The following is a 12,031-nucleotide window of genomic DNA, read 5'->3' on the forward strand; positions in this document are numbered from 1 at the left end:
TTATACCCCACTGGAACGTCTTGCATGACGAAAACAGTGCACGTCTATGCCTATAAGCAACTAGGAAGTCGGCCGCGCCCGTCGTTTCGCCAGCGATTCACTCTGTTCATCTTCGCCAAGCGAGGCAGCAAACGTGCCAGAACGCCGCCGGAACACGCGTCGTTCTACCTGCCAGACCAGGGCCACCGTCGCCAATTGCACCAAGCCAAGACCAAACGATAAGATGCTTAACCCTCGAACAGCCTGTGGTGATGAATGGCGACAAATGGAAATAAATAGAATGGTCCCAACGATCCGTCCGGCATTTTCAAACCACTCGCGCACAACGATGTGCGTCGTGCTTGGCACATCGTGCCCCGCGATATCATCCATCGCATCATAAACGTAACCCTGCAGCGGCACCAGGAAAAACGGCAACGTTGCCGAAGTGACGCAACCGTACAAAATGATGGTCCAAGGGCGGATCGGCAATAAAAACAGACAAGCGGCACAAGCCATACCAATGGCACCGGCAACGAGCAATCGCCAACGAAAACGCCCCGAGAAGCGACCAGCAAAGAAAAATGCGGCAAACGACAAGGCTCCCTGTAACAGCAAAAACTCACCTAACTTCATTTCACTGCCTGTCGCAACATAGACAAGCAATCCAATCAAGAACATAAACACGCCTTCACGGATACCGTACAACGACGAGGCAATTAAAATTCTGCGCCAAGGCCGTCGTTGTAAAGCGCGAAAACCTGACAACAATCGCAGGTCTGGAAGCGCCTGGCTATGTAGGCGGAAGCTTAGCAAAGTTGCCGCGATGAATAAGACGAACGAAATGCCAAACACCACGTGATATCCCGTAAGACCGCCAAAAAATGCGTCCTCACGGCTGATTAAAAGACCAGCAACTGGCGGCGCAACAACGTTGGCAACCGAGGTCAGCACGCCAAAAATCCCGAAAAACGGTTCGTGCCCCTTTTTGTCGGTATACTCGATACTTAAAACATCAAATGCGAGCCAGTAGAAACCCTCCGCAACACCTGTCAAAAGACCAAGCAATTCGGGAATATGCGCGGCTTGCTCACCAACCATCAAGGTAACGGCGTAAAAAACGGCATGTAGAATGATACCGATCCGCAATGCCATCGCCGTCGACGTCTTGCGCGACATCCATGCAGCGAGCACAAATGTAAATGGCAAAGATATGAATACCAATAAGTTATACCATGCAATGGCGGCAAACGAGTGGTCGACCTTAAAGAGAAAGATGTTGACGAATGTGTTGGACAAGCCGATGGACAAATGAAAGAAGCCGCTGACGACGAGCAGCCACCAAGCCATGGTCGGCAGTGAAAACGGCTGGCGATGCATGGCAATCCCCCTTGCTGCGGCACATCTGCGTCTTCCGGACGCCCGCGACACGGACTGTGGCACGAGTTGTGGTCTACGCGAATTTGTTAACGACAGCAACACGCTGCCTGCGGAGTTGTAGTATGAGTCAAACCCAGTGGAATGATGTGAGGCACCGCATGCAGATGGACAATCGCCTGTGTTACGATGGATGCGACACAGGTAAAATGCGGAGGGACACAGAATCAGATGAACTACGACGATATCCTGCTCGGTGCGAACGTATCCATCGCAAAAACAGGATTGCTGGCTGCGGTCGAGGAGACCATTTCGTACGGGGCGAATACATTTATGATTTACACGCGGAGCAACCGCGGTGGAAAAGCCCGTCCAATTGAACAATTTCATCGCGATGAAGCCGTTCTGCTGATGCAACGCCATAGCATTGTCGATCCGGTCGTACACCTGTCGTATTTGGTAAATCTCGCAAGTCCAAAAACTGAAACACGAAGCTACGGCATCGACGTACTGCGCGAGGAAATCCAACGCGTTGAATATCTGGGCCTGCGCTACATTGTCATGCACCCCGGTTCACATGTGGGAGAAGGAAAAGATTTTGCAATTCAACAGATTGCCGACGCTCTTAATGAAATTCTCACGGGGAATGAAAAATTGTGGATCTGCCTCGAAACGATGGCGGGCGACGGATCGAAAGTCGGGAACAGCCTCGAGGAGATTGCTTCCATCATCGATCGTGTTCAACACCAGGACAAACTCGCCGTCTGTATCGATACCTGCCACAACTATTCCTACGGTTATGATGTGGTGAATGACTTCGACGGCTTTCTTGAGGCATTTGACCGCGTGATCGGAATCGACCGTTTAAAAGTGGTTCACATTAACGACTCGAAGAATCCATTTGGATCGCGTAAGGACCGGCATGCCAATGTGGGTGAAGGAACACTAGGCGCAGAAGCCATTAAGCGCATCGTCCACCACCCACAACTGCGCGGCATCCCGCAAATTCTGGAGACCCCAAACGGAAAATACAAAGAAGAAATTGATTTTTTACTAGACCGGAACTGAGAGCCAAAGGCCGCTTGAAAACCGCAAAGCGGCCTTTACCTACAAATAGCCTTTCTGCTTCAGCTTCTCGATGTGTTTTTCCATCTCAGCCTCCATGTCAATTCCGTATAAGTCCTCGATCACGAACATCATGGAAGTAGCCGTCTGTGCAACATCCAGCAGTTCGCTGACTATGGCTCGTACGACTTCTTCGTCCGGCTTAATATCCTGCTCACCCGACAAGCCCCGAAACTTGCCGATGGCCTGGGCGAGCTCGCCGACCTCTTCTGTGATTTTCAACATTGTCGATTCGAGCGTTGGGGTTAACCTACCCAATCTCGGCAGTGAAATAGTCTTTCGTTCCAAACAACTCGTCTCCCAGTCCGTCACACATCTCATCTTGAAAATGTCGCAATGGCATCAGCAAAGGCAGATTGCAAACGCCCGACGAGCGAAAGATCACGTGCCTCCCACGCCACTTGACACTTATCAGCAGCAAGCGGCTCTGAACCCTTGACTGCAGGCAATGAGGCATAAGGCAAGTCAGGGTGAGTCACCACGCGTTGAATCGGAAACACTTCGGTCAGTGTACCAGTAATAAATATGCCGTCGACCTTAGTCAATTCTTCGACTGGCAATTTGCTCTCGCGCACAACAATTCCCAACTGGTTGGCAAGCTCCATCACAAAACGGCGGGTGATACCATTTAAGATGTAGCGATCCGCAGGAGCCGTTATCAGCTGGTTGTCGCGAACAAACCAAAGGTTCGAACTTGCCGACTCGATCATGGCTCCGTCGCGTACCAGCAACGCTTCGTCTGCACCCATATCGTGTGCCGTCTGCTTCGCCAAGATATTGGGCAACAAGTTAATGGTCTTGATCCAAGCGTTCGCCCACCGCTCATCGGCCATCATCAGGAGGGTTCCCGGTGCCTTGGATGTTTGCGATGTAACCGGTCGTACTGTGGCACTCACGTTAGCCTTGACCGTCGGTTCCGGAAACAGGTGGTTGCGAACAGCCGAACCGCGTGTAACCTGAAGGTAAATGGCGGACTCTGGCTCCCTGCTCTCGGCGATGAGTCTTTCAATCAATGACGCGCATTCGTCTTTTGTAAACGGAGGGACAATGCGAAGGGCTTGTAGGCTCATCCAGAGGCGATCCAGATGCCAATCAAGCAAGAACGGACGACCGTTATAGCAGCGAATGACTTCATACACGCCATCGCCAAACTGATGTCCACGTTCGTCCAATGGTACGATCCCGCTGTCCGGTGTCACAAACTCACCGTTGTAGTAGCCAACAATAGGCACGCAACATCCCTCTTCCAACGCTGATTTTCATCATTATACCATCGCATGATCGTGATGACGAAAGATTCGATGTATAATTGATATATGACGATGATGAAAGGGGGTAGCCATTTTGGAGAACTGCTTGTTTTGCCAGATTGTCGCCGGGGAAATTCCATCCCAAAAAGTGTATGAGGACGATTTCGTCTATGCATTTCAGGACATTCGCCCACAGGCGCCGATACATATTTTGATTATCCCTAAGCGCCATATTTCGTCCGCACAATCTGTGACGGATTCGGATACGGCAATCCTTGGTCATCTACATGCCGTCATTCCTCAAATCGCTGCCAACGCAGGGATTGCAGAAACAGGATACCGCGTTGTAACGAATGTCGGCCGTCACGGTCAACAAACTGTACCGCACCTACATTACCATGTTCTGGGTGGACGACAATTGGGATGGCCGCCAGGTTAATCTGGCTGGCCGTCCGCCTGTCCAATCACATCAAGAGGTGGAATATCTGAATCGTTCAACACGAGATGGGGAATCACTTCAGCGCGTACGGATGCAATCGCGGAACAGTACTTCTCTTCACTGAGGCGAATGGCTCGCCAAGCCTTAGCCGCAGGCACTTCTCCTGTCATGCGATATGTTAGATGAATGCGCGTAAAGGCCTGAGGATATTCTTCGCGCCGTTCGCCCACAGCCTCAATTTCCAGCCCTTCGAGGGGGACGCGCATCCGCTCTAAAATCATTGCAATATCGATACCTGTGCACCCCACCAATCCCATCAACAATAGTTCCATGGGTCGATTGCCCTGGCCCGTACCGCCTTCTTCCTTGCGGGCATCCATATAAATGGTGTTGCCGGATGGCCCATCAGCTTGAAAGTGGCGTTGCCCAAGCCACTTGCTCGTGACCTTCATCTCCATGCTTTCGTCCCCTCCCGCACTCTATTGTATCAGCGGTACAGTTGCCTCGTCACGGTTCCCCATCGACAGTCATCGTGCCTTGCATACCTGGTTCCGGTATGCCCTGACGATCCGAGTAATATCGGAAATGCCCTGTTTTGTCGGGAACAAATGACACGTCGACAGATTCACCAGGATTGAGGTTCTGTGTGAAGATGTAGAAATCAGGTATGACAAAATTGTGAACCTGTGTTCCTTCATTCCGAACAGTAATTTGTACGGTCGTTCCCTTATCGACATCAATTTCATTCGGTACGATTTGTCCATCGCGCAAGGTGACGTGAATGGGACTCGCTGACATGACATTTAGCCAACCCATAACCCCTAGTGTAGCCGCCGTCATAAGCATTGTTCGATAAAATGCCTGCATCGTCTTCCTCCAACTTTTGATATGTCAAAAGTAGGTTGACGAATCATCGACCAAATTATTCCCTATTATACGAATTGCGGATGGGTTCACGACAGGCCTCATTTGCTTCGATATCAACAACCGATGATCGTGCTGTTGTCAGACGAACTCTTGACGTAAATGCGATACTCATTGAGGTGGCTTGGAGTTACGGTAAGTGAAATAATGCGCATTGCAGATATGCACATGTGATTCCTGCTGTGGATCCACCAATTGCCCCGACGACAACATCACTGATATGGTGCAATCCGCAATAAACTCGAGCGAAAGCCAGCCAAATTGCCAAACCGAGCAATAGTGGAAAATAGGGACCAAGGTGATACGCGCCAATGGCAAGTGCGAAACCTCCGGCCGCATGATTGCTAGGAAACGAATCACCCGGTTCATGCCATAACAATGGCTGCCATGGTTCCTTGTCGAAAGGTCGTGGGCGACTAACAAGCCGACTTACCGGCTCGTGCAAGGCTCGCACCGTGACGGCAGCTACAATCGCACTAGCGACACTCAATACAGCGGTGATTCGCAGACCAGGAAAAGCGAAACCCGTAGAAGCAACGACAAGAATCATAAGGATAATGAACGGTGTGTATTTGGCACTTGCCATCATCGTGGAGTCAAACGCATGAGAACGGCCCCATTTGGCTTCGATCCACACCATGACCTTCGTGTCAATTTGCTCAATGTGCCCCCATAAGGTCATGACTCGTCCCATTGTCTCTCCTTCTCTGCCATCGGATAGTCAGTTCCTCGAGCAAGCTGGACGTGCAGATCCTCTGTAAGCGCGTGGGAAAACGTTGGCACGTTCGTTAACCAAAGATCTGCTTCATGGTTGTACGTGTAAGCCTGATGACTAAAGTTGGCACTCCCAATCATAAAAATTCGCCCACTGTCGATGTCGAGGATCTTCGCGTGCATCAATTCTCCCTGGTAGGGACGGTAATATCGTATCAAAGCGCCGGCGCTCTGCAACTCCGATACGGCTTTGCGGTTATAAGTTTGGGAAGGATCGACAAGAACCGACACCTGTACTCCGCGCGCAAGGGCGCTATGTAAAGCGGAAATAACGTCAGTATCCGATAAATCGAATGCTTCGAGATCGATTTCGCTATGCGCTTGCCCAATAGCATCGATCACCGCCTCGCCGATACGGCTATCGACGAGTAGGGGCTGTGGAAAACTCGGCGTCGCTACGACCTGACCGCCAGCACGTGCGAAGTCCCACTCGAAAAGCTCCTCAAATTTTTGACTCTGGCCTGGAAGGTATACGGATGCGTCATTGTTATTCCAACTGTCCTGCCCGTAGTTCATACCACCGATCAGCACATCTTGATCCGCAATTAACATTTTGACGTGATCAATCCCCTGCTTGATCTGGATCTGCTCGACTGGAATACCGGCCTTTTGAAGCGTGGGTACGGCTATGGTGGTTGAATGCGATTCGGTGCTGTCGACGACGGCACGGACGTCTACACCTCGGCGATGCGCATCTGCGAGGGCTTGTAGAATATCTGGATCCGATAACTCGTAGATGTCGAGATGAACCTCACGTCGACTGGCTCGAATCATCTGCAAAGCTTTCTGCTTGATGTCCGGCCCCCACAGTAGTTCCATTCCGTTGCGAGCGTATGCAGGCTTCGGAAGCGTTTCTTGTAACATTTGGTTGTTTCCGAACGGTAGGATGCCACAGCCGCTTAAGCCGAGGCTGATGAAAATCATACCTAATGCCAACCCATGTCGTTTTGCCGGGATGCGTCGAGTATGCCAAGTTTCTGCGCGACATCCTTCACTAAGTTCGCGACATGCGGGCCGAAGAAATTCATTCATGGACAATCCCTCCATCCAAAACGGATGGATGATGAATTCCCCTGAAAAAGGCCAACACCTGTTTTCGATAGAATATACATACAAAATAAGAAATCCACTATCATGTAGTGAATATTACGCCAAATGGACTCTCGCAGGACGCTGGCCCTTGGCTCCATTACGAGAGTCCCCAGATGTGTTCAACTAAAAGTTGTCCTCGTGCTCCCCCTCGCCTTTGCATAACACCTGAAGCGCCAAGCAACCGCCCATATGGCGTGAATACTACCGCACCCTCCGTACGATAGACAGATTCAAACATTGTCGCATCCAACATACCGGTTTCGTCTTCCAACGTAAAAAAGACAACCGTGCGCCCGCTTTTGGTCGGCGGGCGATGAGGGCGGATCGCCAAACCAGCGACTATCACACGCTCACCGTCTGGCATGGAAAGTGCTTCTGCTATGGTGTTGTAATGAAGCTGCTGCAAATCACAGCGATACAAGTCGAGCCAATGCCCACTCATGCCAACGCCGACAAGTGCGTATTCATCGGCAAGGCGTTGCGCGAGCGAAGCTGGCCGCATAGCCGTACGTGGCTGTTTCGCTAGATGCGCGGACGAATGGATCAAGGGTAGCGCTCCCGACTGACGTTGAGCAAACCATTGTGGAAGCTGCCAAATCAATTCGTTTCGATCTGCCTCCTCGACGCGATCCAACGCACCGACGCGCACCAGATGTTCAATATGCAATCGATCCGCCTGTGGCACACGGAGAATCAAATCGACGACGGATCGAAAAGGTCCCCCACGGGTTCGCTCCTCGTTTACAGCGGTTGCCACTGTTTCAGGAAATCTTGATATTAAACGCATCCCGAGCCGAATTTCGGACTCTGAGGGCACCGTGCAATCCCACATACTTTCATTGATGTCGATGGGCAGAATATGGATACCACGCCGCTTCGCTTCAGCACAAATGACGTGCACTGGATAATACCCCATGGGCAATTGGTTTAAGATGGATGCATAAAATAGTGCCGGATAATGCTGGACAAGATACGCTGTCTTGTACGCAGTGGTCGCAAACGCAGCCGCGTGCGCTTCGCAAAAACCATAACTAGCGTAACTTTGGATGTAAGAAAAGATCGTGGCGGCCACCGATTCTGCAATACCATTTTGCAACGCCTTTTCCATGAACAATTCGCCGATTTTTTTCATCTCAGTATAATTGCGCGCATGACTCATAACACGCCGTAACTCATCTGCTTCCCCTGGCGTAAATCCGGCAATTGCGGTGGCAATCTCAATCACCTGCTCTTGAAACAGCACGACGCCGTACGTCTTCCCCAAAATGGGCTCCAGTTTTGGATGAAGATAAGTCACGGGTTCACGTCCCTGGCGTCGTGCAATAAACGGATCGACCATATTGCCGAGAATGGGGCCTGGACGAATCAACGCGACGCTCGCCACGATGTCCTCGAGCCCCGTTGCACCTAAACGGGCCTGTAACGCGCGCTGTGCCGGACTTTCGAGCTGGAACACGCCAATGGTATCCCCACGTTGGATCATGGAAAAGGTGGCTTCATCTTCGAGTGGAATGGCGTCATAATCGATCCGCCCGAATTTAGAACTCTCGCGAATTGCCCCTTCTATAGCGGACATGGTGCGCAGCGATAGCAAATCCAGTTTCACAAGACCTACATCTTCCAACATTCGCTTATCGTATGGTGTAATCCAATGGCCTGAAGCCGAGGGTTGTAAACTCGTGACTTCGAATAAAGGACTGCTACTGATGGCAATTCCACCGCTGTGCATGCCAAAATGACGAGGGAATCCGGCAATGTGACGGGCGATCGCAAACAACCAGGTGAGCCTCTCACGATATTCTTGAAACATCCGTAGCTCCGGGACGCGTCCCAATGCATCTTCTAATTGATCGGCATGTGTCGACCAAGGAACGCGCTTGGCCAATGCGGCGAGCAGATCCTCTGGCAACGCGAGTGCAGCCCCAATTTCCCGCACTGCCGACCTCCCACGAAACGTCTGATACGTTGCAACGCGAGCCACTCGCTCCCGCCCATACTGGTGGTATACATAGTCGATTACCTCATCGCGCCGATCGCTGGCAAAGTCGATATCGATATCTGGGCGCTCCGCCCGCTCAAGCGACATAAAGCGCTCGAACAACAGCCCCCTGCCCACCGCGTCAACATCTGTAATATACAAGCAGTACGCGACGGCAGAGTCGGCCGCGGAACCGCGTCCAGCACAGCGAATCCCGCGGCTTCTCGCGAAGCGAACAATATCCCAGACAACAAGAAAGTAATCGACATAACCCAGTTCGCGAATGATATCTAACTCATGCTGCAATCGCGCCGTCGTGGTACCATCGAGACATCCATAACGTTCCCTCGCCCCCGCAAATACGAGTTGTTCTAAGAATGGATACCCGCCACGTCCATCTTCCGTTCTATATGTCGGAAAAAGCGTTTTGTCTATGGGAAAAACAGCCGTGCAGCGATCCGCAATTTCTATTGTCCGTGCAATCGCCTCTGGAAATCCAGCAAATCGTAAGATGGCTTCGTCGGCGTCATGCAACCATCCCATTCGGTTGAGAGGGCGCCCTGGATGCGGTGTATAAACATCACAGCCGAGTGCCATGCAACGCAACACATCGTAAACAGGGAATAATTGTTTATTGGCAGCATGAACATCACTTGTAGCCACCAACGGGACTCCTGTACAACTTGATAACTCGGAAAGTAGCCGCATGCGCGATGCATAACCAGGATAACCGTCAGCAACAAGCTCCAAATACAACCGATCTCTGAATATCTCGCGATAGCGCTCGACCCAATGGCGCGCCCGCGCATATTCCTGTTTGGACAAGGCTTGTTGTAATTGCCCATGGCGGCAACCGGATAACACAATTAACCCTTCGGATAATCGAAACAAATCCGCCTCTGCCAATCGCGGTTGCGTACGACCGCCTTCTTGAGCATGCATGATGGTAAGCAATTCACATAAATGGCGAAAACCTTGCCTGGTTTCCACAAGAACGGTGAGATGTGATCCATCTTCCATGGTCAGTTCGGCTCCAGAGATCGGTTTGATACCATAAATCCCCGCCCACCTATGAAACTCCGGCAAACCGGCGATAGTGTTGTGATCTGTGAGCGCAAGAGCTGGCATGCGGTACAGTGCAGCCTGTGCCACAAGTGATTCAATTGAAGAGGCGCCACTTAGAAATGAATACGGCGAATGGCAGTGCAGATGAATAAACACCATAGGTACCTACCTTCTTTAATCCCACACTTTGTAGATAAACCACTGTCCCGCATCTTCTTCTAAATCCATTAAGCCTCCATCCTCCGTCCAAACGCGCATCATTTTTCGCTCACCCTCACCCAGCCACCAACACCCCATCTCAAACCATCGATCGATCACGTCGACAATCACGCGCACAACCTCTTGATCCTGAAACGCAAGTGGCTCCCCGTCGCACCAGCGAGAGACTGCGATGGGTCTGCGGACAATTCGACTCACCCAGGCATTCCCCGCAATACAGCAGCCAAACGAAGCTCACGAAAGTCCGGAACCAAACCGATTTGAATTTTCTGGAATTTGTGAACCAATTGCTCTCGCACGGATTGCAACTTGGCTTTTGCAGCGACGCGTGCAGGTTCGTCTCCCTCACCAAACAGCAAAAATCCTGACTGTACCGTCGGCAACAACTGTACATCGACGGCTTCGAGTTCCATCTCCTCAAGCCAACACCCTAAGGCATGATCACGCCAGCCCTGTAACTGTTCCACGACAGTATGCGCCTGATATACAGGCCGTTTGAACGTTTTCACCCACTCCCCACTCCCTGCATCCGTCTGCCACCGAAGCGCAATCCGCCTGATGCCTGAATCAGAATGAACGACCCTTTGACAAAGCTGTGCAGCAAGCAATTCTAAAACGCTGTCCCAGCCGCTTTCGGGCATCGGTTCGCCAAGTGGAGAGCGCCATATCGCCAAGTGCTCACCAGGTGGTGCATCGGCAACAATCAGGCCATAACGAATCCTTTTGCCGATCCGACGCCAAGATAGTGCCTCTGTGCCAAAGCGAGAAACGAGCATTTCATCCGCAATCTCATCCAAATCCTGCAAACGATGCACACCAAGATGGATAAGTTCGTTGCGACAGGGCTCTGGAATTGCCGAGACAACGGCAATCGGCAAACCGCGCGTCCAGTCGAAGATAGGTTCACTTCCCTCTAACATTCGTGCAATCGCTGGTGAAATCAAAAGCTGCTGACGACCAACTCGGTAGTACAAAGCGTTGGGTACACGTTCAATTCGGCTCCAGCACACCAATGCCTCTGCGGCAAACGGATGCTCTGCCAAGCCAACTCGCACTCGCTGCTCACAGCTCAACACGTCGTCAAACCGCCGGCAGATGGAGCGAACTTCGGTAAGCGGTGGATGCCCGGACGGCAATTGGACAAAAAATGCGAATTGCTGAGGGAGTGTTTTGACAAATGGCGAAGCGTCCCAAAGCACTTGGTAAACGGATGTCAGCGCTCGTGATTCGCCAACTGACTCAACCACATGTACGCCTGGTATCAGTGCCTTCGCCTGCGCCACAGAACATCCGACTTGCACGCCTGCTTTTTTAGCTGAAATCGATACATCCGCAACACGATTTTGGGCAACCGTCACAAACGGCCTATCCAAATCGACCGAAAGCCCTTGTCCTTCACCGTAGAGCGTAAATTTCACGGCCTCACCACCAGAACATATGTTCTGGTTAGATTATATGCAAAGGCAACAAGATATACAAACACACGTTCGCTCCAAATGAAGGAATATCATTTTGCAACAAAAATGTCTTTATGATCGTCTAATCGTTTGTAGATGTCCGCCTGAAACGGCGACCAGGGAGGATGGCTGACATGGGGATCGGTTTCGTCATGACATTCGTTTTATTCGCATTTCTAATAGGATTGTTGTCGCGCCAAGTCGTCACCACGAACAGCGAACAGACGCAAAGTGACGAGGTACAACATGCGCCTGAATCGCCCAGGGAAATATGGACGAATGCTAAAGACACAACCGAACAGTCGATGCCTTCCAATCAGGCGCAGGCACAGTAGCTGCCACATGTCGACAA

13 protein-coding genes are annotated in these 12,031 nt (G+C 51.3%); 3 read left to right on the plus strand and 10 right to left on the minus strand.

What is annotated here, in order from left to right; genetic code table 11:
- Window positions 1-60: 60 nt before the first annotated feature.
- The gene (locus BLU70_RS02665) at window positions 61-1,359 is read right to left on the minus strand and encodes an MFS transporter (RefSeq protein WP_074691740.1); all 1,299 of its coding nucleotides are present in this window, start codon (window positions 1,357-1,359) and stop codon (window positions 61-63) included.
- Between the two features lie 228 nt (window positions 1,360-1,587).
- Here BLU70_RS02665 and BLU70_RS02670 point away from each other — a divergent pair, with 228 nt between their 5' ends.
- The gene (locus tag BLU70_RS02670; protein WP_244885093.1) at window positions 1,588-2,424 is read left to right on the plus strand and encodes a deoxyribonuclease IV; all 837 of its coding nucleotides are present in this window, start codon (window positions 1,588-1,590) and stop codon (window positions 2,422-2,424) included.
- Between the two features lie 39 nt (window positions 2,425-2,463).
- Here the strand turns inward: BLU70_RS02670 and BLU70_RS02675 are convergent, their stop codons facing one another.
- A complete protein-coding gene (locus tag BLU70_RS02675) occupies window positions 2,464-2,769 on the minus strand; it encodes a MazG-like family protein (protein ID WP_074691746.1) in 306 nt (101 codons plus the stop codon).
- A 29-nt stretch (window positions 2,770-2,798) separates the two neighbouring features.
- Window positions 2,799-3,713: an aminotransferase class IV gene (locus BLU70_RS02680; protein ID WP_244885094.1), complete on the minus strand. Its 915-nt coding sequence runs from the start codon at window positions 3,711-3,713 to the stop codon at window positions 2,799-2,801.
- 112 nt (window positions 3,714-3,825) lie between these two features.
- Here BLU70_RS02680 and BLU70_RS02685 point away from each other — a divergent pair, with 112 nt between their 5' ends.
- Entirely contained in the window at window positions 3,826-4,170 is a 345-nt protein-coding gene (locus BLU70_RS02685) for a histidine triad nucleotide-binding protein (protein WP_074691751.1), read from the plus strand.
- On the opposite strand, the gene BLU70_RS02690 is transcribed toward BLU70_RS02685, so the two are convergent.
- The 7 genes from BLU70_RS02690 to BLU70_RS02720 form a co-directional block, all read right to left on the minus strand.
- A complete protein-coding gene (locus tag BLU70_RS02690) occupies window positions 4,167-4,628 on the minus strand; it encodes an OsmC family protein (protein ID WP_006447352.1) in 462 nt (153 codons plus the stop codon). The two genes, BLU70_RS02685 and BLU70_RS02690, sit on opposite strands and share 4 nt — an antisense overlap.
- A 49-nt stretch (window positions 4,629-4,677) precedes the next feature.
- Complete coding sequence (locus tag BLU70_RS02695; protein WP_083341117.1) at window positions 4,678-5,037, minus strand: cupredoxin domain-containing protein; 360 nt, start codon at window positions 5,035-5,037, stop codon at window positions 4,678-4,680.
- Window positions 5,038-5,224: 187 nt separating this feature from the next.
- Window positions 5,225-5,788 (minus strand): phosphatase PAP2 family protein, encoded by a 564-nt coding sequence (locus tag BLU70_RS02700; protein WP_074691753.1) that lies wholly within the window; start codon window positions 5,786-5,788, stop codon window positions 5,225-5,227.
- The gene (locus tag BLU70_RS02705) at window positions 5,773-6,900 is read right to left on the minus strand and encodes a phospholipase D-like domain-containing protein (RefSeq protein WP_074691756.1); all 1,128 of its coding nucleotides are present in this window, start codon (window positions 6,898-6,900) and stop codon (window positions 5,773-5,775) included. The genes BLU70_RS02700 and BLU70_RS02705 overlap by 16 nt, the downstream gene beginning before the upstream one ends.
- Window positions 6,901-7,057: 157 nt before the next feature.
- Window positions 7,058-10,162 carry a DNA polymerase III subunit alpha gene (locus BLU70_RS02710; RefSeq protein ID WP_176780824.1) on the minus strand — a complete coding sequence of 1,035 codons (3,105 nt, stop codon included), beginning with the start codon at window positions 10,160-10,162 and terminating at the stop codon, window positions 7,058-7,060.
- A 15-nt stretch (window positions 10,163-10,177) separates the two neighbouring features.
- Window positions 10,178-10,420: a hypothetical protein gene (locus BLU70_RS02715; RefSeq protein ID WP_052012343.1), complete on the minus strand. Its 243-nt coding sequence runs from the start codon at window positions 10,418-10,420 to the stop codon at window positions 10,178-10,180.
- Window positions 10,417-11,640 (minus strand): DNA polymerase Y subunit UmuC family protein, encoded by a 1,224-nt coding sequence (locus BLU70_RS02720; protein WP_074691759.1) that lies wholly within the window; start codon window positions 11,638-11,640, stop codon window positions 10,417-10,419. Before BLU70_RS02720 ends, BLU70_RS02715 begins: the two co-directional genes overlap by 4 nt.
- A gap of 173 nt (window positions 11,641-11,813) precedes the next feature.
- Between BLU70_RS02720 and BLU70_RS02725 the strand changes: the two genes are divergently transcribed.
- Entirely contained in the window at window positions 11,814-12,014 is a 201-nt protein-coding gene (locus BLU70_RS02725) for a hypothetical protein (RefSeq protein WP_074691762.1), read from the plus strand.
- Window positions 12,015-12,031 lie beyond the last annotated feature (17 nt).

Origin of the sequence: Alicyclobacillus hesperidum, assembly GCF_900107035.1 — a bacterium.
Lineage (GTDB): Bacteria > Bacillota > Bacilli > Alicyclobacillales > Alicyclobacillaceae > Alicyclobacillus > Alicyclobacillus hesperidum.